The organism is Mycobacterium sp. (assembly GCF_965229105.1).
Taxonomy (GTDB): domain Bacteria; phylum Actinomycetota; class Actinomycetes; order Mycobacteriales; family Mycobacteriaceae; genus Mycobacterium.
The window spans coordinates 780,689-804,860 of sequence record NZ_OZ245858.1 but is presented as its reverse complement, the minus strand read 5'-3'; the positions used below and the strand labels follow the sequence as shown (position 1 = coordinate 804,860).

The following is a 24,172-nucleotide window of genomic DNA, read 5'->3' as shown; positions in this document are numbered from 1 at the left end:
CCGTTCACACCTGGGACCGAATCCATCGGCCACGACCCGAGATACCGCACTCCTGTACAACGCCGGCGCAGCGCCTCGAGTGCCTCCGCAACCGTCGTATCGTCGATATGGCCGACGAAGTCGAGGAAAAAAACGTAGGTGCCCAGCTCGACGCGGGTGGGCCTGGATTCGATTCTGGTCAGGTCGATATCGCGCACGGCGAATTCGTTCAGGGCGCCGACGAGCGCGCCGGGCACGTTGGCCAGCCGCAACACCACCGATGTGCGGTCGGCACCGGTGCGCGCCGGCGGTGGCCCAGGACGGCCCACCAGCACGAAGCGGGTGCGGGCGTTGAGCTCGTCGACCACCCCGTCGGCCAGCGTCGAGAGCCCGTAGACCTCGGCGGCCAACGCCGTACTCACCCCGGCGTCGGCCCGGCCGTGCAGAACATCTTCGGCCGCACCCGCATTCGAGATCGCCGGGACCACGGTCGCCAGCGGCAGGTGCTTGCCCAGCCAACGACGCACCTGCGCGGCGGCGACGGGGAACGCCGCGACGGTTTGCACGTCATCGGCCACCGCGCCTGGCCGAACGACGATGCTGAATGCCACGTCCAGGGTCAGCTCGGCAAAGATCTGTAGCTCCGGGTCGGCCGCCAAGCTGTCGAGGGTCGGCAGGACCGATCCGTCGATCGAGTTTTCGATCGGCACGCAGGCGAATTCGGCGCTGCCGGCGCGGACCGCCGCCAGCGCGGCCGGGGTGCTGTCGGTGGGGAGCGGTTTCACCCCTGCCCCGCCGGGGACGAGGTCGCCGGCCGACATCTGGATCAGGGCCGCTTCGGAGAACGTCCCCCGGGGACCGAGATAGGCGATGCGAACCACGGGTCAAACCCTAACCGGTAAGCCTTGCGCGGCTACCGAACTTTTAGTTAAGTTAGCCTTACCTCACTTCGACTCCTCATCCGAGATCACGCGAAAGGCCTCCCCTATGTCGCTGGCGACGCTGCACGGACCGACAACAGCGGAGCGGATCCGCAGCGCATGCGTGCGCGCCGGCAGTGCGATCCTCGCGCTCGACGGCTCCGAGCCGGAGCCGACCGCAGTGCATCACCTGTTGGCCGACGGATCGTTCGCGATCACGGTGCCGTCGATTGGGGTGGCCGCCGCCAATGTGGTCAGTTCCGGGCATGCCGGCGTTCAGGCCGTGCTGGAGCTGACCGATTACGCGCCGCTGCCGCTGCGGGAGCCAGTGCGCTCACTGGTCTGGATCCGCGGCAGGCTCTACCCGGTACCGGCGTCATCGGTGCGCGACGTACTCGACCTCGTCGCCATCGAAAACCCCAATCCCGCACTGCTGCAAGTAGGTTCGGACTGCACACTGCTGCGCCTTGAGGTCGAATCGGTGGTGGTGGCCGATGCTACCGGTGCCGAGTCGGTCGGTCTCGGAGCGCTGCTTGCGGCGCAGCCGGACCCGTTCTGCGCGATGGAGACCAGTTGGTTGCGCCATATCGACGCCGACCATGCCGATGTGGTCGCCCGGTTGGCATCGAAGCTGCCCGGTCAGTTGCGCCGCGGCAGCGTGCGCCCGCTGGGCCTCGATCGCTACGGGGTGCGGTTGCGGGTCGAAGGTGACGACGGCGACCACGACGTCCGGCTGCCGTTCGGTAAGCCCGTCGACGACGTCCACGGTCTGAGCCAGGCCATCCGCATCCTGATGGGCTGCCCTTTCGTCAACGGACTGCGCGCGCGGCGTTCCTGAGCTCGCGGCCGCTACCGTGGCGGGGTGACTGCGCCGGAGGTTCCGCATCCTGCCGGGCTGCCCCCGGCCGAACGTCGGGCGATGCGTATCGAGATCGTCGTCGTCCTGGCGGTCACCTTCGGGATGAGCGCGGTGACTGCGTCACTGCAACTGATCGACTTCGTCCTGCGCGGACTCGCGGGCCAGCGGGTGGCACTCAACCCGCGACGCTCGTATTACGACCTGATCGACCTCGGCCTGAATCTGGCCTTTATCGGCCAGCTCGTCGCCTGGGGCGGCCTGGCCGTATATCTGTTGTGGCGCAGCGGTTTCAGCCCTGCCAGCATCGGCTTGCGCAGGTTGCGCGTCAAACCCGATCTGCTTGGCGGCCTGGGCCTGGCGGCGTTGATCGGGATACCCGGGCTCGGCCTGTACTTCGTCGCGCGGGCAATGGGCTTGAGCGCCGAAGTGGTCCCGACCGAGCTGACGGATTCCTGGTGGCGCGTCCCGGTCCTGATCCTGTCCGCATTCGCGAACGGCTGGGCCGAAGAGGTCATCGTCGTCGGTTATCTACTGACCCGACTCGACCAACTCAACGTCAGCCGCACCAAGGCATTGGTCCTCTCCAGTGTGCTCCGTGGTGGCTATCACCTCTATCAGGGGTTCGGCGCCGGGGTGGGCAATCTGGTGATGGGTCTGGTGTTCGGCTACACGTGGCGACGCAGCGGCAGGTTGTGGCCGCTGATCATCGCCCACGGCATCATCGACACGGTCGCCTTCGTCGGTTACGCCCTACTGGCACACCGGCTCGGCTGGGCCACCCCGACCAAACCGACATGACGGCTGCGCCCCTGCCGGGCGCGTAAATTGACCTGGTGAATGACGACCGGCGGTTTCCTCACGGGGATCCGCGCGCCCGTCGTCCCGAGCCGCCGTCGGAGCCGACGCAGTTCATTCGTCGTGACCCCACCTACCGACCGCCGACCGGCCAGCCCCCACCGCTCCGGCATCCCCAAGCACAACCGTTGCCACCACCCGCACAGCGCAGGCCCCCCGCCCCGCCGCCACCGCGAAGGCAGGCGCCGCCACCCCCACCACCACCTCGACCTCCACCGCTGAGGCCTCCACCGAAACAGCAGCCACCCCCTGCCCCGCCGCCCACACCTCCCCGGTCACGCACCAGACGACGGCGTCCGCCGGTCATTCGGATCGCGTTGACGGTGGTGCTGGTGGCTGTGCTCGCCGTCGTCGGTACGACGTGCTGGATCGAGTACTCCTTGCACCGGACTGCCGCTCTGGTCAACTATCCGGAGCGGCCTGCCCCGGCCAACGGCACCAACTGGCTGCTGGTCGGCTCGGATAGCCGTGCCGGCCTGACCGAGTCGCAGCAGGCTGAGCTCAACACCGGCGGCGACCTGGGCAATGGCCGCACCGACACCATCCTGCTGGTCCATCTGCCCGGGATCGGCTCAAGCACCCCCGCCACCATGGTGTCGATCCCGCGCGACTCCTATGTACCGATACCCGGCTACGGCACCGACAAGATCAACGCGGCCTTCGCCATCGGTGGCGCGCCGCTGCTGGCCCAGACCGTCGAGCAGGCGACCGGACTCCGACTCGACCACTACGCGGAGGTCGGCTTCGACGGTTTCGCCGTCGTCGTCGATGCCCTCGGTGGGGTGAGAGCGTGCCCCGCCGAACCGATCGATGACCCGCTCGCCGGAATCGATCTGCCCGCCGGCTGTCAGACACTGGACGGTCGCTCCGCGCTCGGTTACGTCCGGACCCGGGCCACCCCGCGTGCCGATCTCGACCGCATGACCCATCAACGACAGTTCATGTCCGATCTGCTGCACCGGGCCGCCAGCCCGTCAGTCTGGCTCAACCCGTGGCGCTGGTACTCGGTGCCACACGCTGCCGTCGGCGCCCTCACCGTCGACGACGGCGACCACGTCTGGGATCTGGCCAGGCTGGGCTGGGCACTGCAGGGGGCCACCGCGGTCACCGTGCCCATCGGCGAATTCACCGACGGCGACTCGGGTTCCGTCGTGATCTGGGATCACGACGCCGCCGGCCAGCTCTTCGAGGCGCTGGCCGCCGACGCACCCGTTCCGCAGTCCGCTCTGGACGGCCAACCGTAGGCACCGACACCGGCCGCGAAATCGCTAGGCTCTCTGCTCGTGACTTCCGAGGACTCGCCTTCGTTTCTGGATCTGCTCACCGAACAGGTCGGCAACGAATTCGCCGCCTCCCAGCAGTACATCGCCGTCGCGGTGTACTTCGACGGGGAGGATCTGCCGCAGCTGGCCGCGCGGTTCTACAAGCAGGCGCTCGAAGAGCGCAACCACGCGATGATGATCGTGCGGTATCTCCTCGACAAGGACGTCGCGGTGGCCATCCCCGGCGTGCCCCCGGTGGTCACCGAGTTCCATTCGGTACGCGAACCCGTCGAACTTGCCCTGAACCAGGAGCGCGGGGTGACCGAGCAGGTGACCCGGCTGGCCAGGGCGGCCCGCGACGGCGGCGATTATCTGGGCGAGCAGTTCATGCAGTGGTTCCTCAAGGAGCAGGTCGAAGAGGTCGCCTCGATGACCACCCTGCTGACGATTGTCGATCGAGCCGGCGACAACCTGTTCCATCTGGAGAACTTCGTCGCCCGCGAACTCAACACTCCCGCGGCCCCGGATCCGACCGCGCCCGCCACCGCCGGGGGTGCCGTTTAACCGGTGGAGCAAACTGTGAGGACAGTCACTGATGCCGGCGATCGTAGGCTCACTTTACTTGGGCGAGCCTGACCTCACTTAGCATCACCTTCGATGACATACCCTCTGACCTGCACTAAGGTCAATCGTATGTTTAATCGTGACGCCACCTCGACGAAATTCCTAGCCCTGCTACAAGAGCAGATTCGGCACGAATTCACCGCGTCCCAGCAATACGTCGCGATCGCTGTGCATTTCGATGGCGCCGATCTGCCGCAGCTGGCCGGGCACTTCTACGCCCAGGCCGTCGAAGAGCGCAACCACGCGATGATGATCGTGCGTCATCTGCTCGACCGCGATGTCACGGTGGAGATCCCCGGCGCCGACAGTGTCCGCAACGAGTTCGACGATCCGCGTCAGGCATTGAGCCTGGCCCTGGATCAGGAGCGCAGCGTCACCGATCAGATCACCGCGTTGGCGGCCGCCGCCCGTGACGAGCATGACTACCTCGGCGGGCAGTTCATGCAGTGGTTCCTCAAGGAGCAGGTCGAAGAGGTCGCCTCGGCGACCACCCTGCTGCGCATCGCAGAGCGGGCCGGCACCAACCTGTTCGACCTGGAAGATTTCGTCGCTCGCGAAATGATTTCTGCCGCAACCGATCCCACTGCGCCGACGGCCGCAGGCGGGAACCTCTAACTTCGATTGTCCGGGCCCGCGCCCGTCAGCCCGTCCTGCAACCAGCCTTTGGTGCGACCGGGATGGTTCGTCGCGATCCAGCCCACCCCGACATCGCGGCAGAATCCGACGTCTTCGTAGTGGTCGACTGTCCAGCAGTACAGGGCTCTGCCCTGTGCGGCTGCACGGTCGACGAGTTCGGGATGCTCACGCAGGGTGGCAATCGACGGCCCTACCGCGGTGGCGCCGACGGTGGTCGCCGCGCTGCCGCCGAGGTATCGGGATGTATCACCCAACAGGACGGTCGGTAACAGCGGCGCAGCCCGCCTGATGCGCCACACCGCGGCTGCAGAGAATGACATGACCACCGCACGGGACAGATCCGCGGACGCCGGCGAAGCAATGCCATACCGATGCAGCAGAGCGAGCACCTTGCTCTCGACCAGGGCGCCGTAGCGGACCGGATGCTTGGTTTCGATGAACAGTTTCACCGGGCGATTCCAGTCCAGCACCAGTTTGACCAGATCATCGAGGGTGAGCAGTCCGGTATCGCCCTGGCTGCCGTCCGCGCGCCTGCTGCCGTGCCAGGCGCCGTAGTCCAGCTGGCGCAACTGCGCCAACGTCATCTCGCTGACCAGGCCGGTACCCGTCGAGGTCCGATCGACGCGGCGGTCGTGCACACACACCAGGTGTCCGTCGCGAGTGAGCCTGACATCGCACTCGACGCCGTCGGCACCTTCCTCGAGCGCCAGTTGATACGCGGCCAACGTGTGCTCGGGAAGCTCAGCCGAGGCCCCACGATGGGCGACGACGAATGGGTGCCCGTCGGCCGAGTTCATATCGCTATGCTGCCGGTTCCTGGCCTTCGCGCTCAACTGCTGCGCCAGATTGGGGTGTGTCGCGCTGGTCAGCGGCAACGTCAACACCAACAACCACCCAGCGGTGAGCGGGCCGTTCCACTGGTTTGCGTTCGAAGCCGAAGTAGACCCGGGCGAGCGTCACCACTGCCGCCACACCGAGCAGATACGCCAACGTCATGATCACGGTGTTATCGGCGATGCCCTGCGCGTCGGTGGAGAAACTGGACGCCAAGGCCCAGATCGACACCGCGGTACTCAACGTCCACAGCACCCACCAGACGATGATCGGCCTGCGCAACCGGGAGTAGACCCCCTCGGTCGTCGCCATCTCGATGACGTAGACCGGCGCCCAGAACAGGTTGACCACCGGCACCAGAGAGCCGACCCACAAAGACCAGGTGGGTCGCGGCTCGCTGAGGAGGTGGTGGTTGAACACCGCTGCCCGACGGGCGATCAGCCAGCTGATCAGCACCAACGCACAACCGATGACCGCGAAGATCGCGAGCACACTGGCCAGCACCCCAAGCCATAGGGCGCCTGCGGCCAGAAGAGGATTCAGCAGCGTGGTCCGATTGATGATCAGCAGGACATAGCGCAGCACGTGCACCAACGCGGCGAAACCCAGCAGGGCGGCCGCCACGACCAGCGTCAGCCGAACGGCGCCGGACGACGGGCCACGCCGGGGCGCCTCGGGTGCACTTCCGGCACCGGGATCGATGTAGTCGCGTAACCCCCACCGCGGGATGACGTCATAGCGGGGTGTCGGTCCCAGTTGGCGGCGCCGGTGGCGCGGCACGGGGGCGGCGCCGGGGCGCACAGCGATCCACCGGTAACCCGGCGGCAGCCGCACGTCGGGAGGCCGTTGCCTGCCCGATTGCCCGCCTGGCGTCGGCGGCAGGCCACCCGGACGGCCCCAATGTGGATCTGGGGTGGCGCGCGCCTCCGCCGACGGGGGTAACAGGGTGCCGTGGCATCGCGGACACCACGCACGCTGTTTGTCGCGCACGTTCCATCGCGTGCCGCACGCCGAACACACCTGGATCACGCGACCAGCCTAGCGAGGCACCGGGCGCGGACCGGTCAGACCGTCCCCGGCGACCCATCATCGGTGATCACGGGACGGCCTGCGGCGGCCCACGCCAACATGCCCCCGCTGACGTTGACGGGCTCGTAGCCGTTGCGCTGGAGATACTGCGCGACGCGCATCGAGCGTCCACCGGCGTGGCAGACCACGTAGAGCGGCTTTTCCGTGTCGATCTCGCTCAGTCGGGCAGGCACGTCACCCATCGGGATGTGCTGGGCATCGGGCGCATGACCGCGCTGCCACTCGTCGTCTTCACGCACATCCAGAAGTACCGCTGATGCGCCGAACTCGGCGGGGATCCCCGCTACCTGCTGCTCTGGCACAGCTGCGTCATCCATACCGCCGATCTTGTCACGGCCACGACCTCTCGCTCCACTATGAACGGTCGGAAACGCGACGATGACGTAGGAGTTGCGCGCTACAGCAATCCTCGGGCTATCCACAGTTTCCACAGGTTTATCCACAGGGCCCGCGATTGCCATCAACCTCTTAAGCCGAGCACGAAGGGCATGCAGACAGACCCGACTGTGGATAAATACGACGGCCGTCGGGGGTGCAATCAACAAGCCAACGACCAGCGGAGCGAATCGTGCCACCGGCCAATGGCCATGTGCACGACCCGCGCTCACGGTCAACGGTCTGTACCCGTTTTGGTGTCCAACCCCACAGTCGGCCCTGAGAATTCCCGGCGACGGCAGCAGGAGAAGTCGATCCGCCCGGCGGCGGAACCTACTCGTGGGCTCGATTTTCCTCGGGGTACGTCAGCGGTTATGATCGGCGTCACAGCGGCATGCTGTGATACATCTCACCGGGGGCGGGCGAACTACGTGCAGATGGGGAGCGAGTGATGACCACCCAACCAACAGGTCCACGGGCGGCTAGTTCCTTTCCGCTGCCATCCTCTGCGACCTCGTCTTCGAACTGGTACGTGACGTCATCGACCTGCAACAGGTCTTATCTGCTGGCCGGCCTGCGCGCTGTCGTCATCGCCCTGGTGCTCTTGGGGATCCTCGCGTTCATCGTGTTGACCTAGCGTTTTCGCACAGTCCAGATCACCCGGTAGGAACCCGACGCCGGAACCCAACCGAACTGCCGTGAATCGATCACCCCTGCGGCGTGCGGATTGTCCGAGCACGCCTCGAATGCCGCCGTTCGCCCCGCGCCCCGCACATCACCCACCCGTTTGATGAGCCAGCGCGACGGCAGCGTCGGATCTGGGAACACGCGCAACTGACCGCGCCGGACTCCGCCGCAACGCAACGCAAGAAGGCCGTCACCGGGTCTCAGCGTCGGACGCATCGAATCCTCGACGACGGCGAATCGACGCATCGGCCAGCGTCGCGGCGAACGGTCGTGCACACAGTCCTCCAACAACGGCTCTCAAAAGAACGGGCTCTCAAACAACGGGGAAGTGTCTGTTTTCCCCTCGCACGTGGCGGGGTAGTTTAGGGCCATGCTGCATCGACTCTTCGCCAACGCCACCCCCGCCCACGCCCACTGCGACCTGTACTGCGGTGTCTACGACCCCGCGCAGGCCAAGATCGAGGCACTCTCGGTTCTGAAGACGCTTCAGAAGTACCACGACTCCGATGACGAGCACTTCAAGACCCGCGCCATCATCATCAAGGAGCAGCGCGCCGAGGAGGTCAAGCATCACCTGACCGTGCTGTGGGCCGACTTCTTCACCAAGGAGCACTTCGAGCAGTTCCCCAACCTGCACCAGCTGTTCTGGGACGGCGTGCACGGCGCGGGTGACGCCAAGAAGTCTCTCGACGTGGCCGTCGCCGAGAAGTTGCTGGCGACCATCGACCAGATCTCCGACATCTTCTGGCAGACCGAGAAGGCCAAGGGCATGGGCGTTTACCCGCCTGCCTGAGCTCCTAAAGTTTGATCGACCGGATACCGGGGCGTCGTGCTATCTGCACGGCGCCCCGCTCTATGTCACGATCTGGCACTCGTGTCCTATTGCGTGCCAAGGGTGTTGTGCCGCATCCTGAGCGAACGACCCGCAGGCGTGTCGCACGCAAGTCCGAACCGAGCAGTCGCGGAGGGCACATGGAAACAGGGTCAGGGCGGTCAATCGGACTCGCTCCCTTTCACTCTCGCGGCGCCTTGAAGGGATTCGTGGTCTCCGGGCGGTGGCCGGACTCCACCAAAGAATGGGCGCAGCTGCTGATGGTGGCGGTTCGCGTCGCATCACTGCCTGGATTGCTCTCCACCACAACAATATTCGGTGTCCGTGAAGAACTGCCTGACACACCGGAGCCCGGCACGGTAGGCCTGGTTCTCGCCGAAGGCACCGTCGTCGGGAAGTCCGCAATACCCCCAGGGCATTTCGCCGCCCATCAGCCGCCCGCCCTGCTGATGCTGCACCCGCCGTCGGAGACCACACCGTCCCTACCGGAGTGCAGCGGCGCTGCGTCGGGATGTGTATTGCTCCCCGGCATACCGCACCTGGGGTTGGAACACCGCGCAGCCTGGGTCGAGGCGGAGTCGGACGGAACCATCACGTCGATGGTCAGTCGCGTCGGCGTCGATCCGATCAGTCACCCCGACACCGCGATCTTGGCCATGCTGCTCGCCGCCTAAGGGCCGCCGAGCATCACCTGGCTGTTTCGCTACCGGCTTAAATCGAATTATCGACGAGAACATTGCCGGCCGGCTCCGGCATGAACCTCGCAACTCAAGGATTGATGACCGGCTCAGGCTTCGGAATCCGTGGTGGCACTCCACTGGCAGCAAAGCTCGCCATTGCCGGATGGCTACCGAGCCGTCGTTGCCCGGTTACAGGGTTGTTTCGCGCTAACCGCCCTCCGCCGTCGGGCTGTTTTGGCACCCCTGCTGACGCCGCCGACATTTGCCTTGGTGCACCGTGCCTGCATACTGCGGAATCCGTAGGGCGGCCAACCAGCACCCCCTCCTGAGCCTCCGATTCTCAGCATGCGTCAATTTCTCAGGCGTTTGCACTTGGTTGTTGCGATAACTGTCGCTACGATAATCAGCAAATACGCCTACGGGTTAGTTCGCTCTGCCAGCAAGTGGAGGTCAAATCATGAGCACGACGTTCTCTGCGCGATTGAATCGCCTGTTCGACACCGTGTACCCGCCCGGACGTGGGCCGCATACGTCTGCCGAGGTGATCGCCGCACTGAAATCAGAGGGCGTCACCATGTCGGCTCCGTACCTGTCGCAGCTGCGATCGGGCAACCGGACCAACCCATCGGTCACCACGATGGCCGCGCTTGCCAACTTCTTCCGGATCAAGCCGGCGTACTTCACCGATGACGAGTACTACGAGAAGCTCGACAAGGAGCTGACGTGGTTGGCCAACATGCGCGATGAGGGCGTTCGTCGCATTGCGGCGCGAACCGTCGGACTGTCCGCCGAGGCCCAGCAGGACCTGGTCCAAAAGGCCGAAGAGTTGCGTCGTCGGGAACACCTCGACGATTAGCCCGCTGTTACCGGCCGCTTCGGCCGGTAAACCGGCAGTGACCTCCCAACGCCCCGTAGGCGCTATCGCACCAACGCTCGGTATTGCCGTGCGATCTCGATGATCCATTCGCGGTCGGAGTAGCTGTCCGGCTGGCGCAGCCACCCCAGACCGGGGAAGGTGTCCCCTTCTGCGTGCTGCGCACCTGCGCGCCCCGCATAGATCCATTCCGCGATGGCCCGCGCCTGCTCCTTCGGCGGCACCGCCGGCCGTTCCACATCGGTCAACGTGTCCGAGACATCAAGATCCGCCAGACCGCTACCCCGGCTGCGGTGCGCGCCTTGGATGGCGGTCGCCTCGAGGAACAGCGCATCGGAGATCAGCGAAAGACGCTCGGCCACCCGGAAAACCAGCGGACCGCGGGGCCGCACACCGATCCCGATATCCGGCTGGCGCGTTTCCAGTTCGGCCAGTAGCGGTTCGATGAGCTGCAATTCGTGTCTGCCGGTGAACCAGTCCTCCACGGTTGGCAAGAGAGAACCCGCCGCCACCACCGCCATCGCACACCCCAGGAGTGCGGCCGCGGTACCGACGCCGACGAGGTGCGTGGTGCCGGTGGCCCGAATCAAGAAGAACGCGCTGGCGAGCAGGATCAGCACGATGCCGATGGTGAACACGAACAACGCACGGCCGCGCCTGCTGCGATTCGAATGCCGCATACCGGCCCAACTGACCAGGGTCAGCGCCAGCAGCACATACAACAGCGGCAGAAGCCACGGCAGCGACGTTTTCGACGTACCCAGGTTGTGCGCCAGATATTTTTCAGCCGACATCTCCGGCTGCTTACCGCCTGCGAAGAACAGCGCCAGGCTGACACCGGCGATCACGATGGCAATGCCGTACTGCACCATCGCAATTCGGCGTATCACAGCGGGTGTGCGGACCGACGCGACGCTGGTGATCATCACGCAACTGCCCGCAGCGCAGGCCACCAACGCCACTTGGCACAGTCCCACCGACACATTGGGCCAGTGCAGAGCGGTGTCCAGCAGCAGCGATAGCGGCTGCCAGTTCAACGCGGCGACCAAGGCCAGGCTGCCGAGCGCGATGATCATCGCGGCACTGACCAAAGATTGCTTATTGACCAGTGCCCACCCGATGCGCACGCCGGTCGCCATACCGAGAAGGCCGGCGATCACCCAGACCGTCAACCAAATGCCTCTCCAAGTCGCACCTGAACGATCGACGCCCGATCCGACGGCATCCGCCCGAGGCGATAGATCAGCAGGGCCGCGAAATCCTCGGCCTCCTGTTCAGCGTCTTCACCGCTGGGCCCCATGCAGCCGGTCCGCTGATTGAGCATGTAACCGATGAGGTCATCGCTGGCCAGTTCCGCAGTGTCCCTTGCCGCCTGGGCAACCGGCATACCTTCGTGGCCGAGCACCAGGTGGCCCAGTTCATGGGCGAGCGTCCGCTCCCACGTGGGCAGTCCTTGTTGAATCAGGAAAACGTCGCGGTCGGCGTACTGCCGCCACTGCCCACACACGCCCGGGGGGAGATCGGCCGTGGCAAGCTCGATCGGCCGGCCGCGGCTCTCGCTGACGGCGGTCAACAACCGGTGCAGGGTCACTTCGCCTCGGCGGGGCGCCATTTCCAGCACATCGCTCACCGCCCGCGTCACGCTTCGGCTGGCTGGCATGTCACCCCCTGCTCTGTTCGACGAACCCGATCAGTGAAGGAACCGTGAGGTTCCACCGGCGCGCACCGCAAGACCAGCTTTGGCCTGGCGATACCCTACTAAGCCCCCCGCGGCCGTAAGTGCCAAAATGCCAACGACACCTGGCACTGCCAAGCCCGCGACTTCGACCATTCTCGCCGATCGAAGGTATTCGGGATACCCGGCCCGGAATGTCTCTGGCAGACCGCCCCGACCGGCCGGGGCAGCCGGCAGCGTCTCCCGACCCACCGGCGACTCCTGCACAGGCGCCCGCGGCCCGGATTGCGGCGCCGCCGGTGGCGGCGCAACGGGCCGGACCGGGATGTTGACCGCAGGTGGCGCGAGCAGAATCACCGGCAGCGCGACCGGGACCGGAACAAGGCCGATGCCTCCTGCCAACGCCCCGAGTCCGCCGCCCGCGACAGAGACGACCGGCTCGGTGGGTTCTGCGGATACTCCGGGGGAATTGGCCGGCGGCGTCAGTCCGTGGGTTCCTGCGGGCGGCCGACCGCCACCACCGTTCCCGCCGCCAGGGGCGGGGGCACTCGGCGGAGTTCCACTTCCACCACCGCTGCCCCCCGAGCCACTTCCGCCGCCGGGCGCACCCGGCCCGCCGGGCCCGTCTCCGCCGCCGCCGTCACCGCCGCCGCACGGATCGTCGTCACCGCCACCGTGTTCAGCGCCACCGCCACCGTGTTCACCGCCGCCGTGTTCACCCCCACCGCCACCGGGCCGGGGGCCATGCCCGTTGCCGTTGCCGTGCCCGGGGCGGTCGCCGCCATTGCCACGTCCACCACCGCCGGGCCGGTCACCGCCATCGTGTTTGGGACCGTGCTGCTCAGAGCCGCCGTCGCGGCCCCCACCGCGGCCGCCGTTGCCATCAGGACCAGCGGTGGCCACCGAGACACCCAGGCCACCAGCACCGCCGACCAGCAAACCGCAGGCGATCACACCGCTGATCGCCGCGCTCCGGATCCGCGAGCCGTCCACTGTTGACCTGTTTCGTTTCGCGGCGTCACCGGCAGTCAGACATCAGATTGCGGCGTCCGCCTCGCTTGTGTCGGCCCATTCTCGCATATCCCCAGGTGGCGATTTCGGCCGTCGGGGCAGGCGATAGGGTTGGCCTACCGATCGCGGACTGACCTCGCGTGAGTCGACAAAAGCAGCGGAAGGCGGCCGGGATGGGCCTGTTCACCAAGCGCAAGAGCCGCGCGACTCGTCGTGCCGAGGCAAAGGCCATCAAGGCCAAGGCGAAGCTCGAGGCGAGGCTCGGCGCCAAGAATGAGAAGCGTCGGATCAAGTCCGCGCAACGCGCCGAAACCAAGGCGGTCAAGGCTCATGTCAAGGCGCTGCGGGATAGTGACAAGGCCGCATTGAAGGTGGCCCAGACCCAGCTCAAGGCTGTCCAGGACGGCAAACTTCTGTCTCCGGCCCGGATCCGACGGACCTTGACCGTCTCGCGCTTGCTGGCCCCGATCCTGGTCCCCATCATCTACCGCGCTGCAACGACAGCTCGCGGGATGCTCGACGAACGCCGCGCCGAGAACCTGGGCGTGCCGCTGAGCCAGGTCGGTCAGTTCTCCGGGCACGGCGGACAGCTGTCGGCGCGCATCGCCGGCGCCGAACGCTCGCTGCGCAGCGTCATCGAGAAGAAACCCAAAGATGCCGAGACAAAGCAGTTCGTGGCTGCCATCACCGAGCGCCTGACCGACCTCGCGGCCGCCGTCACAGCCTCCGAGAGCATGCCCCCGACGCGCAGGCGGGCCGCGCACGCCGCCATCGCCGAGCAGCTCGACGGTATCGACGCCGACCTGATGGCACGCCTCGGCGTGCTCTGAGCCCGCCGACGCCCGTTCCGCCGTGACCGCCGCCACTGCCACCGCGACCCATGTGCGCGGGGTGATCGTCGGGCTGTTCACCGGCGCTCTGGCGATGGCGGCACACGGCTTCGCCGACCACATGGTGCCCTCGGGCGGGATGCTGGCGCTGTTGGCGGTGATATCGGCCGCGTTCGGCGCCGCCGTCACCACATGGCAGCAGACCGCACAACCGCACGTTCTGATCGGCGTGCTGGCTCTCGGCCAGCTGGTCGGCCATCTCGCGTTGAGCGCGGGCGGCGCCATGCCCGGCACCCAATCGGCGCCGCTGATGCTGGCGGCGCACCTTGCCGCCGTGCTCGCGGCCGCGGTGCTGGTGACGACGGCCGAGCGGCTCTACCTCACCCTGTCATCGGTGATCGGCCGGTGCACCACGGTCCCGACCGCGCCGACAGCGCCGTCCGCACCAGCGGGCGCGGTCCGCTCCGACCCGCCACAACAGCGTGTCCTGTTGATGGCCGCATCGATATCGCACCGGGGTCCGCCGGTCAGCGCAGTGCGCTGACCGACATCTCTGCTTGACCCCCTGCAATCCGAAAGTTGATCCAATGACGAGCAATACCAGGGTGATTCCGCGCGCCCTCACCACGACCGCGGTGGCCACCACCTTCTATCTGATGTCCTGCGTCGGTATGGCAGCAGCGCAGGCACATGTCCACGTCAATGCCGATGACCCGGCGCGCGGCGGGACCACCATCGTCACCTTCCAGGTGCCCAACGAATCCGAGAAGGGTTCGCTCACAACGAAGCTCACGGTGGCCCTACCCAACGTCGCGTCCGCACGGGCTGATGTACTGCCTGGCTGGACGGTCACCTTCGATAAGGATCCGGCGGCAGGCACCGTCCGGGGCGTGACATGGACAGCACTTCCCGGTGCCGGCATTCCCGCCGACCAGTTCGAGCTCTTCCCGGTGCAAGTGACGCTGCCCGACGCCGATACCGCCAGTTTCCCCGCCACGCAGACCTATGCCGATGGCACGGTCGTGCAGTGGGATCAGCAGCCGTTGGCCGGTGGCGCCGAGCCCGAATATCCCGCGCCCACACTGACGCTCACCGCCGCAGAGGCCGGCGACGATGACCATCACATGACGCCGTCCAGCGCGCCCGCACCTGCGTCGGCATCCGCCGAACCAGCCCAGCCGGCGCAGGCCGCCCCGGAACCGGTCAAAGCGGGACCCGATAACGTCGCGCGGGCACTGGCCGGGGGCGCGCTGCTCGTCGCGGCGGCCGGCGTCGGCATCGCACTGGTCAGGCGGCGAGGGTGACGGTGCGCCGCACCGGGGGCGCAGCGGGTGTCTTGGCGGCACTGATGACGCTGTTGTTCTTCGCCGGTACCGCGGTGGCCTCGGCGCACGCCGTCCGGGTCGCCACGGATCCAGCCGAAAGTGCTTCTCTGGCAACGGGACCGGCACGCGTCAGCGCCACGTTCAACGAGAAGATGCAACCGTCGTTTGCGGCGATGACGGTGGTCGGACCCGACGGCAACCTCTGGTCCACCGGCGCACCGACGGTCGAAGGGGCGGTCGTCAGCGTCGCCGTACTACCCCTCGGCCCCACCGGTACCTACACCGTCAACTACCGCGCCACCTCCGCCGACGGGCATGTGGTGTCGGGCTCGTGGTCCTTCGAGCTGACGACGCCCGGCAACGGTACGCCGGGGCCGTCGGCAGCCGCAGCCGCGCCATCAGAATCCGGACTGCCAGTCTGGCCATTCGTGGTCGGGGCGACGGTGCTCATCGCCGGCGGGGCGCTGTGGGCGGCTCGCCGGTCGTGATGGCCGGCCGGGTTCGGCCATGGGGTTGCGCGGCAGCGGTTCTCGCGCTGGCGACGGCGTTGGCGTGGGCGTTGGCCCACCCGCAGCTGTCGCCGGCGATGACCGCTGTCCGCGCAGTCGCCGATTGCGCGGCGGTACTGAGCCTCGGTCTGGCCGTGGCACCGCGGTTGGAGGATCCGCGCTATCGGGGTGAGTTGGCCGGCCGGGCCGCGCGGTGGCAGATCGCCGCCAGCGCGGTCTGGTCGCTCGCCGAACTGCTCAGGTTGGCGCTCTCAGCTGCGCAGGCCGCCGCGATCCCGCTGGCGCGGCTGTCGTTGCGCACGGCCATGGAGTTCGCGGCCAACACCACGCCGGGTCGGTCAGGGTTGTTCAGTCTGGCCGCCGCGCTGCTGATCTGCGCATTGGCCGCGACGATCACCCCTGGCGAATCGCTCGGGGTGGCGACGGCCGGGATCGCCGCCAGCGGCATCGCGGCGCGCGCGGTGATCGGACACCTGGCCGACAGCACCGTCGGCGCCGTCGCCGTCGCCGGGCATGCGCTGGCTGCCGCGCTGTGGTGCGGAACCCTCGCCGCACTCGCGGCGACCCTCACCGCGCGTGGTCAGTGGGCCCGGGTGCTGCCCCGTTTCTCGCAGCTGTCCCTGTACTGCGTGACCGTGCTACTGGTCGGCGGGGTTGCCGGTGCGCTGATCACCATCGAGTCGGTACGTGACCTGTACGCGCAAGACTATGGCCGGGTGCTGCTGGCCAAGATCGTGGTCACCGTGGCATTACTGGCGATGGCCTGGCGAAACCGGTCGTCCTGGGTGCCTGCGGCCCGCGCCCATCGCATCACCGCCGAACGCTCACGGGCGAGATCGCTGGCCGAGCTCGCCCTAATGGCACTGGCGTTGACGCTGGCGGCCGGATTGACCGTGACGGGCTGAGGGGCCGACGGCCGCCCACTCCCCAGCTGGCATGATGGTTTCCACTGTCGGTGAAGACGTGACGACGAACTGCGAAGGAGCAGCCCCATGGCCGACCAGCAGGATCAGCCCGCCGAGCGCCCAGAAGGCGCACCAGCGACGCCTGCGCAGCCGCCGGGACCCGCCACACCCGCTCCGGCAGCCAACAAGGTTCCCGCCAAGAAGACACCGGCCAAGGCCGTGAAGAAAGCCGTCAAGAAGGCCGAGCCGAGAAAAGCGCCGGCGAAGAAGGCGACCAAGGCCACCCCGGCTGCAGCGACGCCGTCTCCTCCGGAGACGGTCGCCCCGGCCGCCCCACCGCCGGAGCCGCAGCTGGCGCCACCGCCGACTCCTGCTCCTGCTCCTGCTCCGCTGGCCGATACCAACGGCGCTGGCGGTCTCACCGAGGGTGCGAAAGCGGCTGCCGCACAGGCGAAGTCCACGGTCGAACAGGCCAGCAATACCGTCGCACGCCCCGTTCCGGTCCCGGTCACCGGACCACGCGTTTCGCCGACGCCCCTTGCCGTGGCATTCGCCGTCGCACTGCTTGCCATCTACCTGGTGCGACGGCTGCGCAGCCAGGACGACGAGTGACGGTCAGCCCCCGCGCGACGGCAGATCTGGTCGACGAGATCGGCCCCGATGTCCGCAGCTGCGATCTACAACTCGGCCAGTACGGTGGCCGGCCCATCTTCGCCGGACCGATCAGCACCGTTCGGTGCTTCCAGGACAACGCCTTACTCAAATCGGTGTTGTCGGAACCGGGAAACGGCCGGGTCCTGGTGATCGACGGCGAGGCGTCACTGCATACCGCACTCGTCGGCGACCTCATCGCTGAACTGGGCCGGTCCAACGGGTGGGCCGGGCTCATCGTCAACGGTGCGGTGCGCGATGCCTCGACGCTGCGCACCCTCGATATCGGCATCAAGGCGCTGGGCACCAACCCTCGCAAGAGTACGAAGACCAGTGCGGGCCAACGCGATGTGGCGGTCACCTTCGGCGGGGTGACATTCTTGCCCGACGATATCGCCTACAGCGACGATGACGGCATCGTCGTGGTGACTCCTTAGCGCTTTAGGCGCTAACCGGTTTCACTGCACGGTGTTTGGTGAAGTGCAGGGCGTCGTCATCGACCTTGCCCTGCCGGATCAGCCGCAGGTCGAGCAGGTAATTCTGCTTGAGCCGCCACGGTGCCTTCGAGCCCGACTTGGGTAACTGATCCATCGCCCGCTGGAAGTAGCCGGGCGTGAAGTCCATGAACGGCATCTCGTCGATCGAGTCACCCGGATGCTCGGCGACGACCGTGTCGAAACCGTTAGCGTCCATGTAATTGATTACCCTGCAGACGAATTCGGATACCAGATCGGCCTTCAATGTCCAGGAGGCGTTGGTGTAACCGAACGTGATGGAGGCATTCGGCACGCCGGAGAGCATCAGACCCTTGTACGTCATTGTTTTCGTGAGGTCTACCGGCTGGCCGTTCATCGTGATGGACGCCCCACCGAACAACTGCATGTTCAGCCCGGTTGCGGTGACGATGATGTCGGCCGCCAACTCCTCGCCGGAGTTGAGCTTGATGCCGGTCTCGGTGAAACGCTCGATGGTGTCGGTGACGACATCGGCCTTGCCGTGGCGGATGACGCGGAACAGATCACCGTTGGGCGCCAGGCACAGTCGCTCGTCCCACGGGTTGTACGTGGGGGTGAAGTGCTTGTCGACGTCGAAATCCGCAGGCAGCCGCCGGGTCGCCATCGTCTTGAGCGTCTTCTTCATGAAGGCGGGGAAATTGCGCGCCAGCTGGTACTGGGCGGTGGCGAAGAGGATCGCCTTCCACCGGTTCGCCACGAAGGCGACCTTGGTGGGCAGATATTTGTTGGTCTTGGCCGCGAACGGATCGACGTCGGGCAGTGACCCGATATAGGTCGGTGACCGCTGCAGCATCGTCACGTGGCCGGCACCTGAATCGACGAGCGCGGGAATGAGGGTCACCGCCGTCGCACCACTGCCGATCACGACGATCTTCTTGCCGGTGTAATCGAGGTCTTCGGGCCAGTGCTGCGGGTGGATGATGGTGCCACCGAAGTCTTCCGACCCGGCAAACTCCGGCGAGTAGCCCTGGTCGTAGTTGTAGTAACCGCTGCAGACCATGACGAATGACGCTGAGATCTCGACGGTTTCGCCGTCGCGTTCGACCTGGACGGTCCACTGGTTATCTTCGTCGGACCAGTCTGCCGACAGCACCCGATGTCCGTAGCGGATCTGCTTGTCGATGCCGTTTTCCGTGGCTGCATCGTGCACGTACTGCCAGATCGACCGCCCGTCGGCGATGGCCTTCTCATTGGTCCACGGCTTGAACCGAAAGCCGAGGGTGTACATATCCGAGTCCGACCGGATGCCCGGGTACTTGAACAGGTCCCAGGTGCCGCCGAGGTTGTCGCGGCGTTCCAAAATCAGGTAGCTCTTTGACGGGCATCGGTCCTGCAGATGCCAGGCGGCGCTGATGCCGGAGATGCCGGCTCCGACGATCACAACATCGACATGTTCGGTCATGATGTAAAGCTATCAACACGGTGTTGAATAGGTCAACAGTGTGTTGAGAACTTCAACAGACTGTAAAGTAGCGCAGGTGACAACGCTCAGCCAGGCCGGTGCGCCGCGTGGCCGCCGCTCAGCACGACCGTCCGGTGACGATCGAGAGCATGCGATTCTGGCGACGGCAGAACGCCTGCTGGCCGAGCGGTCCTACGCCGAGATCTCCGTCGATGACCTCGCCAAGGGTGCCGGCCTGTCCCGTCCGACGTTCTACTTCTATTTCCCCTCCAAAGACGCCGTCCTGCTCACGCTGTGGGAACGCGTCATCACCGAGGCAGACGCTGCACTCGAGGCACTCTCCATCACCGACCCCTCGGCGATCTGGCGGCCCGCCGTCACCGTCTTCTTCGAGACGTTCGGCGCCCACCGCGGCGTGACGGTGGCAGCCGCCGCGTCCGCCAACTGTGAAGTGCGGGATGTCTTCACCACGTTCATGCAGAAATGGACCGACTTCACCGCGGCAACCATCGACGCCGAACGTAAGCGCGGCGCGGCCCCGATAACGCTGCCCTCCCACGACCTCGCCGCCGCGCTGAACCTGATGAACGAACGCGCGCTCCAGGCGGCGTTCGCCGCCGAGACGCCCGGCGTTCCCGAGGATCGGGTGCTCGACACCCTTGTGCACGTCTGGATCAGCAGCATCTACGGCCAGTCCGGCTGATTTCGTCGGTACCCGATGCGAACATATGTTCGTGTCAAGTGTTGGGGCCTCGATATTGCACGCGGACCTGGACTCGTTCTATGCCTCCGTCGAGCAGCGCGATGACCCGACGTTGCGGGGTCGGCCCGTCATCGTCGGTGGCGGGGTAGTGCTCGCGGCCAGCTACGAGGCCAAGGCGTACGGGGTGCGCACCGCGATGGGCGGGCGGCAGGCGCTGCAGTTATGCCCCAACGCCATCGTGGTGCCACCCCGGATGTCGGCCTATTCACAAGCCAGTAGCGATGTCTTCGAGGTGTTCCACGACACCTCGCCGCTGGTCGAGCCGATCTCGATCGACGAAGCCTTTCTCGATGTCAGCGGTCTACGACGGGTCTCCGGCGAGCCGGTGCAGATCGCGGCACGGCTGCGTGAACAGGTCCGCGATCAGGTCGGCCTCCCGATCACCGTCGGTGTGGCGCGGACGAAGTTCCTGGCCAAGGTCGCCAGCCAGGAGGCGAAACCCGACGGCCTGCTGCTCGTCCCGCCCAATCGGGAGCTGGCCTTCTTGCACCCCCTGCCAGTCCGCCGGCTGTGGGGGGTGGGCGCCAAGACCGCGGAGAAGCTACAGATCCACGGTATCGAGACCGTCGCGCAGGTCGCCGAACTAAGTGAAAGCACGCTGTCGTCGATGGTCGGTGGCGCGATGGGCAGGCAGCTCTACGCGCTGTCGCGCAATATCGACCGGCGCCGGGTCGTCACCGGTGTGCGCCGCCGCTCGGTCGGTGCGCAGCGCGCCCTCGGGCGGGCCGGCAACCGGATGTCGGCCGCCGAGATCGACGCCGTGGTCATCAACCTGGTCGACCGGATCACCCGTCGCATGCGCAATGCGGACCGCACGGGTCGCACGGGTCGCACGGTGACGCTACGGCTGCGGTTCAGTGATTTCACCAGGGTGACCCGCAGCCACACGATGGCGCGGGCCACCGGTTCCACCGAACCGATTCTCGCCGCGGCACGGGAACTGATCGCCGCCGCCGCGCCATTGTTCGCCGAACGCGGGCTGACCCTGATCGGGTTCGCGATCTCGAATATCGACCGCGACGGCGCACAACAACTGGAACTCCCTTTCAACGCTCGGGTCGATCTGACTGCCGTGGATCTGGCCATGGACGACGTCCGCCGGCGTTACGGCAACGGCGCACTCACCCGCGGGGTGCTGGTCGGCCGCGACCCGGGATTGGAGATGCCGCTGTTTCCCGAATAATCAGCTGCCCGAATAATCAGGAAGCCCAGCTCAGCAGTCTGTCGACGGGCCACGTATTGATGATCCGGTCGACAGGGACGTCGCTGTCGAGTGCGCGCTGCGCGCCGTAGCCGAGGAAGTCCAGCTGCCCCGGCGCGTGGGCATCGGTGTCGATGGAGAAAACGCATCCGATCTCCAGCGCCATGGTCAACAGCCGGGTCGGTGGGTCACGTCGCTCCGGGCGCGAGTTGATCTCGACCGCGGTGCCGTGGTCCCGGCAGGCGGTGAAGACCTTCTCCGCGTCGAAGGTCGATTCGGCCCGGATCCCACGGTTGCCTTCCACCAGTCGGCCGGTGCAGTGGCCCAGTACGTCGGCATACCCTTCGGATACCGCGCGGACCATCCTGCGGGTCATCGACGGGGCGTCCATCGACAGCTTGGAGTGCACGCTGGCCACCACGATGTCGAGGCGTTCCAGCAGTTCCGGCTCTTGATCCAGCGTGCCGTCGTCGAGGATGTCCACCTCGATACCGGTCAGGATGATCATCGGGGCGAACCGGTCCCGGAGTTCGTCGATGACGTCGAGCTGCTCGCGCAACCGATCCGCGGAAAGACCATTGGCGACGCGCAGGCGTGGCGAATGGTCGGTCAACGCGCAGTAGTCGTGACCCAGGGCCTTGGCCGCGGCCATCATCTCTGCGATCGGCGCCGAACCATCCGACCAGTTCGAATGCAGATGCAGATCGCCGCGTAGCGCCGCGCGAATGGCACCGCCGCCGAGATCCTGTGCTGCTGAGCGTAATTGGACCAATGCGTCTGGTTCGCGCCCCGCCCATGCCTGGGCGATCACGGCAGCTGTCTTCGGGCCGATCCCTGGCAGCGACTGCCAGCTGTTGGCCTTGCCGTGCCGCTGCAGGTCATCCGCGCTGAGGCCGTCCACGACGTCTGCCGCCTTGCGGTACGCCATCACACGGCGCGATTCCTCGCGGGCGCGGTCCTTGAAGTACGCGATCTGGCGCAGCGTCTCGACGGGGTCCAGCGGTTCCATGACTCCAGTGTGGCTCAGTCGCGCGACCAGGCCGGGTCGCGGCCGCTGAGCGCCACGATCCGGTCCATCACGGGCGCATCGGCGGCGACCGGCACCGCTGGGCCGAACAAGCCCTCGGTCCCGCTGGTGTCGAACTGGCTCAGGTGGGACAAGCACGCATCGGCGGCCGCCGGGTCGCAGTCGAAGGATTGACCGGTGGCCCTGGCCAGATCCCACCCGTGGATCACGACCTCGGCCAACGCAACCGACCCAGCGACCTCACCAGGAAGGTCGATACCGCCGACCCGAGTCATCCCCTGCCAGGCCTCCGGCGACTGCCACGCGCGGGCCATCCCTGACAGCTGCCGGGGGTAGGTATCACGCCAGTTCGGTTCCAGCGCTGCGGCGTCCGGATCCGGCGCCGTATCGGTCAGCTCGCCAATGTCCTTGCGGGCAGCGGCGGCGAAGGCCATCGCCAAGCCACCCACATGCGCCACCAGGTCGCCGACGCGATAGTCGGTACACGGCGTCGCGGCGTCGAGTTGCTCATCGCTCACCCCCGCCAACACGTCGATGGTCCGCTGGCAGGCTGCGGTCAGATCAGTGGTGTCCATGACGGGGTAGACCCGGCGAAGCTGGGAAACTCATCTGCCACAACTCAGTTAGGAGGACTAATCTCGACGGAGTGCGATTCGCCTTCAAAACCTCCCCGCAGAACACCACCTGGGCCGAGATGCTCCCCATCTGGCAGGCGGCCGATGATATCGACGTCTACGAGTCCGGCTGGACCTTCGACCACTTCTATCCGATCTTCTCCGACTCCTCCGGTCCGTGTCTGGAGGGCTGGATCACGCTGACTGCGTTGGCCCAGGCCACGAAGCGGTTGCGGGTCGGGGTGCTGGTCACCGGCATCCACTACCGCCACCCGGCGGTGCTGGCCAATATGGCTGCGGCCCTCGACGTGATCTCCAACGGCAGGCTCGAACTGGGTATCGGCGCAGGCTGGAACGAAGAGGAGTCCGGCGCCTACGGCATCGAACTCGGCACCATCAAGGAGCGCTTCGACCGCTTCGAGGAAGCCTGCGAGGTGTTGACGAGCCTGCTCACCAACGACTCGACAACCTTCGACGGCAAGTACTACCAGCTCAAGGACGCGCGCAACGAGCCGAAGGGCCCCCAGCAGCCGCACCCGCCGATCTGCATCGGTGGCAGCGGCGAGAAGCGCACGCTGCCCATCACCGCCAAGTACGCCGACCATTGGAACTTCGTCGGCGGTACACCCGCGGAGTTCGCGCAGAAGCGGGACGTGCTGGCGGCCCGCTGCAAGGACATCGGGCGCGACCCCAAGGAGATCACCCTGTCGGCCCACGTCCGACTCGAGGATCGTAACTATCGCAAGGTGGTCGAGGACTGCATCGCACTCGGCGCAGAGGGTCTGGATCTGGCAATCATCTATCTGCCGCCGCCATATGACCCGGCGGTGCTGGAACCTCTCGCGGAGGCAATTCGGGATTCCGGTCTGCAGTCGGTGAAATAGCTGACGGGCGCCGGATGCGGGTCAATCAGGCCCCGCGGCTACAGATCACAATTCAATAACATCAAGCAAAGTAACGCCGCCGTCAGCGGCGTCGGGGTGGTGCGAGTTGTCAGACGCCGTAGCGCATAAGCTCGTCGGCGGTTACCAGCCGCTCCAACTTGGCCGGGAATTCACGGCTCCGGACGGGGTGCCGGAACAGTGACCAGGCGATACGCGCCACCCGGGTGCGCGCCATCGGGTTGATGTGCATTGCGATCACTCCTGCGGTCGGGGATTGCTGGACCGGGGCCCTACCCTACCGCAGTGCCCCCCGTCACACATTTAATACGACAAGGTGGCAAAGAATGCGAGGCG

At 66.4% G+C, this 24,172-nt stretch carries 29 protein-coding genes and 1 pseudogene; 18 read left to right on the top strand and 12 right to left on the bottom strand.

Annotated features, from left to right (window positions below):
- Nucleotides 1–8 precede the first annotated feature (8 nt).
- A pseudogene (gene pheA / locus ADBZ9O_RS03790) lies at nt 9–860 on the bottom strand (prephenate dehydratase); the annotation flags it as partial.
- Between the two features lie 106 nt (nt 861–966).
- On the opposite strand from pheA, the gene ADBZ9O_RS03785 reads away from it, so the two are divergent.
- The 5 genes from ADBZ9O_RS03785 to ADBZ9O_RS03765 all read left to right on the top strand — a co-directional run bounded on the left by ADBZ9O_RS03785 (nt 967) and on the right by ADBZ9O_RS03765 (nt 5,114).
- Nucleotides 967–1,737 carry a DUF2470 domain-containing protein gene (locus ADBZ9O_RS03785; RefSeq protein WP_526528540.1) on the top strand — a complete coding sequence of 257 codons (771 nt, stop codon included), beginning with the start codon at nt 967–969 and terminating at the stop codon, nt 1,735–1,737.
- Nucleotides 1,738–1,818: 81 nt separating this feature from the next.
- Complete coding sequence (locus ADBZ9O_RS03780; RefSeq protein WP_526532803.1) at nt 1,819–2,556, top strand: CPBP family intramembrane glutamic endopeptidase; 738 nt, start codon at nt 1,819–1,821, stop codon at nt 2,554–2,556.
- 113 nt (nt 2,557–2,669) lie between these two features.
- On the top strand, nt 2,670–3,857 hold the full coding sequence (locus ADBZ9O_RS03775) for an LCP family protein (protein WP_526532801.1): 1,188 nt from the start codon (nt 2,670–2,672) through the stop codon (nt 3,855–3,857).
- Nucleotides 3,858–3,896: 39 nt separating this feature from the next.
- Nucleotides 3,897–4,439, top strand: a complete 543-nt coding sequence (locus tag ADBZ9O_RS03770; protein ID WP_526528538.1) for a ferritin — start codon at nt 3,897–3,899, stop codon at nt 4,437–4,439.
- A gap of 129 nt (nt 4,440–4,568) precedes the next feature.
- Complete coding sequence (locus ADBZ9O_RS03765) at nt 4,569–5,114, top strand: ferritin (protein WP_526528536.1); 546 nt, start codon at nt 4,569–4,571, stop codon at nt 5,112–5,114.
- Here the strand turns inward: ADBZ9O_RS03765 and ADBZ9O_RS03760 are convergent.
- The 4 genes from ADBZ9O_RS03760 to ADBZ9O_RS03745 form a co-directional block, all read right to left on the bottom strand.
- Nucleotides 5,111–5,932 (bottom strand): glycerophosphodiester phosphodiesterase, encoded by an 822-nt coding sequence (locus tag ADBZ9O_RS03760; RefSeq protein ID WP_526528534.1) that lies wholly within the window; start codon nt 5,930–5,932, stop codon nt 5,111–5,113. The two genes, ADBZ9O_RS03765 and ADBZ9O_RS03760, sit on opposite strands and share 4 nt — an antisense overlap.
- 4 nt (nt 5,933–5,936) lie before the next feature.
- The gene (locus ADBZ9O_RS03755) at nt 5,937–6,998 is read right to left on the bottom strand and encodes a DUF4328 domain-containing protein (RefSeq protein WP_526528532.1); all 1,062 of its coding nucleotides are present in this window, start codon (nt 6,996–6,998) and stop codon (nt 5,937–5,939) included.
- 35 nt (nt 6,999–7,033) lie between these two features.
- Nucleotides 7,034–7,375 carry a rhodanese-like domain-containing protein gene (locus ADBZ9O_RS03750; RefSeq protein WP_526528530.1) on the bottom strand — a complete coding sequence of 114 codons (342 nt, stop codon included), beginning with the start codon at nt 7,373–7,375 and terminating at the stop codon, nt 7,034–7,036.
- A 691-nt stretch (nt 7,376–8,066) separates the two neighbouring features.
- Entirely contained in the window at nt 8,067–8,336 is a 270-nt protein-coding gene (locus ADBZ9O_RS03745; protein ID WP_526532799.1) for a S26 family signal peptidase, read from the bottom strand.
- A gap of 154 nt (nt 8,337–8,490) precedes the next feature.
- Here ADBZ9O_RS03745 and sodN point away from each other — a divergent pair, with 154 nt between their 5' ends.
- The 3 genes from sodN (at nt 8,491) to ADBZ9O_RS03730 (ending at nt 10,488) form a co-directional block, all read left to right on the top strand.
- Entirely contained in the window at nt 8,491–8,913 is a 423-nt protein-coding gene (gene sodN, locus ADBZ9O_RS03740; RefSeq protein ID WP_526528528.1) for a superoxide dismutase, Ni, read from the top strand.
- A 179-nt stretch (nt 8,914–9,092) separates the two neighbouring features.
- On the top strand, nt 9,093–9,626 hold the full coding sequence (locus ADBZ9O_RS03735; protein ID WP_526528526.1) for a peptidase: 534 nt from the start codon (nt 9,093–9,095) through the stop codon (nt 9,624–9,626).
- A 463-nt stretch (nt 9,627–10,089) separates the two neighbouring features.
- A complete protein-coding gene (locus ADBZ9O_RS03730) occupies nt 10,090–10,488 on the top strand; it encodes a transcriptional regulator (RefSeq protein ID WP_526528524.1) in 399 nt (132 codons plus the stop codon).
- Nucleotides 10,489–10,550: 62 nt separating this feature from the next.
- Here ADBZ9O_RS03730 and ADBZ9O_RS03725 read toward each other — a convergent pair whose 3' ends face one another.
- Genes ADBZ9O_RS03725 through ADBZ9O_RS03715 form a run of 3 tightly spaced genes read right to left on the bottom strand, consistent with a single transcriptional unit; the run spans nt 10,551 to nt 13,174 of the window.
- Nucleotides 10,551–11,678 carry a hypothetical protein gene (locus ADBZ9O_RS03725; RefSeq protein ID WP_526528522.1) on the bottom strand — a complete coding sequence of 376 codons (1,128 nt, stop codon included), beginning with the start codon at nt 11,676–11,678 and terminating at the stop codon, nt 10,551–10,553.
- A complete protein-coding gene (locus ADBZ9O_RS03720; protein WP_526528520.1) occupies nt 11,675–12,166 on the bottom strand; it encodes an ImmA/IrrE family metallo-endopeptidase in 492 nt (163 codons plus the stop codon). The genes ADBZ9O_RS03725 and ADBZ9O_RS03720 overlap by 4 nt, the downstream gene beginning before the upstream one ends.
- A gap of 30 nt (nt 12,167–12,196) precedes the next feature.
- Nucleotides 12,197–13,174 carry a hypothetical protein gene (locus tag ADBZ9O_RS03715; RefSeq protein WP_526528518.1) on the bottom strand — a complete coding sequence of 326 codons (978 nt, stop codon included), beginning with the start codon at nt 13,172–13,174 and terminating at the stop codon, nt 12,197–12,199.
- A 191-nt stretch (nt 13,175–13,365) separates the two neighbouring features.
- Here ADBZ9O_RS03715 and ADBZ9O_RS03710 point away from each other — a divergent pair, with 191 nt between their 5' ends.
- The 7 genes from ADBZ9O_RS03710 (at nt 13,366) to rraA (ending at nt 17,849) form a co-directional block, all read left to right on the top strand.
- Nucleotides 13,366–14,022, top strand: coding sequence for a DUF6474 family protein (locus tag ADBZ9O_RS03710; RefSeq protein WP_526532797.1), 657 nt, complete (start codon nt 13,366–13,368; stop codon nt 14,020–14,022).
- 22 nt (nt 14,023–14,044) lie between these two features.
- The gene (locus ADBZ9O_RS03705) at nt 14,045–14,566 is read left to right on the top strand and encodes a hypothetical protein (RefSeq protein ID WP_526528516.1); all 522 of its coding nucleotides are present in this window, start codon (nt 14,045–14,047) and stop codon (nt 14,564–14,566) included.
- A gap of 43 nt (nt 14,567–14,609) precedes the next feature.
- Nucleotides 14,610–15,326, top strand: coding sequence for a YcnI family protein (locus ADBZ9O_RS03700; protein ID WP_526528514.1), 717 nt, complete (start codon nt 14,610–14,612; stop codon nt 15,324–15,326).
- A gap of 44 nt (nt 15,327–15,370) precedes the next feature.
- Nucleotides 15,371–15,835 carry a copper resistance CopC family protein gene (locus tag ADBZ9O_RS03695; protein ID WP_526532795.1) on the top strand — a complete coding sequence of 155 codons (465 nt, stop codon included), beginning with the start codon at nt 15,371–15,373 and terminating at the stop codon, nt 15,833–15,835.
- The gene (locus ADBZ9O_RS03690; RefSeq protein ID WP_526532793.1) at nt 15,835–16,761 is read left to right on the top strand and encodes a CopD family protein; all 927 of its coding nucleotides are present in this window, start codon (nt 15,835–15,837) and stop codon (nt 16,759–16,761) included. Before ADBZ9O_RS03695 ends, ADBZ9O_RS03690 begins: the two co-directional genes overlap by 1 nt.
- A gap of 87 nt (nt 16,762–16,848) precedes the next feature.
- Nucleotides 16,849–17,373 carry a hypothetical protein gene (locus ADBZ9O_RS03685; protein WP_526528512.1) on the top strand — a complete coding sequence of 175 codons (525 nt, stop codon included), beginning with the start codon at nt 16,849–16,851 and terminating at the stop codon, nt 17,371–17,373.
- Nucleotides 17,370–17,849 (top strand): ribonuclease E activity regulator RraA, encoded by a 480-nt coding sequence (rraA, locus tag ADBZ9O_RS03680; RefSeq protein ID WP_526528510.1) that lies wholly within the window; start codon nt 17,370–17,372, stop codon nt 17,847–17,849. The genes ADBZ9O_RS03685 and rraA overlap by 4 nt, the downstream gene beginning before the upstream one ends.
- A 4-nt stretch (nt 17,850–17,853) precedes the next feature.
- Here rraA and ADBZ9O_RS03675 read toward each other — a convergent pair whose 3' ends face one another.
- Nucleotides 17,854–19,329, bottom strand: a complete 1,476-nt coding sequence (locus tag ADBZ9O_RS03675) for a flavin-containing monooxygenase (RefSeq protein ID WP_526528508.1) — start codon at nt 19,327–19,329, stop codon at nt 17,854–17,856.
- Between the two features lie 76 nt (nt 19,330–19,405).
- Here ADBZ9O_RS03675 and ADBZ9O_RS03670 point away from each other — a divergent pair, with 76 nt between their 5' ends.
- Entirely contained in the window at nt 19,406–20,032 is a 627-nt protein-coding gene (locus tag ADBZ9O_RS03670; RefSeq protein WP_526528506.1) for a TetR/AcrR family transcriptional regulator, read from the top strand.
- Nucleotides 20,033–20,057: 25 nt separating this feature from the next.
- Nucleotides 20,058–21,275: a DNA polymerase IV gene (gene dinB / locus ADBZ9O_RS03665; RefSeq protein WP_526528504.1), complete on the top strand. Its 1,218-nt coding sequence runs from the start codon at nt 20,058–20,060 to the stop codon at nt 21,273–21,275.
- 16 nt (nt 21,276–21,291) lie between these two features.
- Here the strand turns inward: dinB and ADBZ9O_RS03660 are convergent, their stop codons facing one another.
- Nucleotides 21,292–22,293 carry a PHP domain-containing protein gene (locus tag ADBZ9O_RS03660; RefSeq protein ID WP_526532791.1) on the bottom strand — a complete coding sequence of 334 codons (1,002 nt, stop codon included), beginning with the start codon at nt 22,291–22,293 and terminating at the stop codon, nt 21,292–21,294.
- 23 nt (nt 22,294–22,316) lie between these two features.
- Nucleotides 22,317–22,895, bottom strand: a complete 579-nt coding sequence (locus ADBZ9O_RS03655) for a TIGR03086 family metal-binding protein (protein WP_526528501.1) — start codon at nt 22,893–22,895, stop codon at nt 22,317–22,319.
- A gap of 71 nt (nt 22,896–22,966) precedes the next feature.
- Between ADBZ9O_RS03655 and ADBZ9O_RS03650 the strand changes: the two genes are divergently transcribed.
- Nucleotides 22,967–23,818, top strand: coding sequence for an LLM class F420-dependent oxidoreductase (locus tag ADBZ9O_RS03650; protein WP_526528499.1), 852 nt, complete (start codon nt 22,967–22,969; stop codon nt 23,816–23,818).
- A gap of 109 nt (nt 23,819–23,927) precedes the next feature.
- Here the strand turns inward: ADBZ9O_RS03650 and ADBZ9O_RS03645 are convergent, their stop codons facing one another.
- A complete protein-coding gene (locus tag ADBZ9O_RS03645) occupies nt 23,928–24,068 on the bottom strand; it encodes a hypothetical protein (RefSeq protein WP_526528497.1) in 141 nt (46 codons plus the stop codon).
- Between the last annotated feature and the right edge of the window lie 104 nt (nt 24,069–24,172).

Bases quoted from the DNA above. Each gene is read 5' to 3' on its own strand.
- ADBZ9O_RS03765 (WP_526528536.1), top strand. From the start codon at position 4,569: ATGTTTAATCGTGACGCCACCTCGACGAAATTCCTAGCCCTGCTACAA.
- ADBZ9O_RS03685 (WP_526528512.1), top strand. From the start codon at position 16,849: ATGGCCGACCAGCAGGATCAGCCCGCCGAGCGCCCAGAAGGCGCACCA.
- dinB (WP_526528504.1), top strand. From the start codon at position 20,058: ATGTTCGTGTCAAGTGTTGGGGCCTCGATATTGCACGCGGACCTGGAC.
- ADBZ9O_RS03735 (WP_526528526.1), top strand. From the start codon at position 9,093: ATGGAAACAGGGTCAGGGCGGTCAATCGGACTCGCTCCCTTTCACTCT.
- ADBZ9O_RS03695 (WP_526532795.1), top strand. From the start codon at position 15,371: ATGACGCTGTTGTTCTTCGCCGGTACCGCGGTGGCCTCGGCGCACGCC.
- ADBZ9O_RS03745 (WP_526532799.1), bottom strand. From the start codon at position 8,336: ATGCGTCCGACGCTGAGACCCGGTGACGGCCTTCTTGCGTTGCGTTGC.
- ADBZ9O_RS03710 (WP_526532797.1), top strand. From the start codon at position 13,366: ATGGGCCTGTTCACCAAGCGCAAGAGCCGCGCGACTCGTCGTGCCGAG.
- ADBZ9O_RS03720 (WP_526528520.1), bottom strand. From the start codon at position 12,166: ATGCCAGCCAGCCGAAGCGTGACGCGGGCGGTGAGCGATGTGCTGGAA.
- ADBZ9O_RS03675 (WP_526528508.1), bottom strand. From the start codon at position 19,329: ATGACCGAACATGTCGATGTTGTGATCGTCGGAGCCGGCATCTCCGGC.
- ADBZ9O_RS03750 (WP_526528530.1), bottom strand. From the start codon at position 7,375: ATGGATGACGCAGCTGTGCCAGAGCAGCAGGTAGCGGGGATCCCCGCC.
- ADBZ9O_RS03700 (WP_526528514.1), top strand. From the start codon at position 14,610: ATGACGAGCAATACCAGGGTGATTCCGCGCGCCCTCACCACGACCGCG.
- ADBZ9O_RS03655 (WP_526528501.1), bottom strand. From the start codon at position 22,895: ATGGACACCACTGATCTGACCGCAGCCTGCCAGCGGACCATCGACGTG.
- sodN (WP_526528528.1), top strand. From the start codon at position 8,491: ATGCTGCATCGACTCTTCGCCAACGCCACCCCCGCCCACGCCCACTGC.
- ADBZ9O_RS03785 (WP_526528540.1), top strand. From the start codon at position 967: ATGTCGCTGGCGACGCTGCACGGACCGACAACAGCGGAGCGGATCCGC.
- ADBZ9O_RS03780 (WP_526532803.1), top strand. From the start codon at position 1,819: ATGCGTATCGAGATCGTCGTCGTCCTGGCGGTCACCTTCGGGATGAGC.
- ADBZ9O_RS03690 (WP_526532793.1), top strand. From the start codon at position 15,835: ATGGCCGGCCGGGTTCGGCCATGGGGTTGCGCGGCAGCGGTTCTCGCG.
- ADBZ9O_RS03760 (WP_526528534.1), bottom strand. From the start codon at position 5,932: ATGAACTCGGCCGACGGGCACCCATTCGTCGTCGCCCATCGTGGGGCC.
- ADBZ9O_RS03645 (WP_526528497.1), bottom strand. From the start codon at position 24,068: ATGCACATCAACCCGATGGCGCGCACCCGGGTGGCGCGTATCGCCTGG.
- ADBZ9O_RS03730 (WP_526528524.1), top strand. From the start codon at position 10,090: ATGAGCACGACGTTCTCTGCGCGATTGAATCGCCTGTTCGACACCGTG.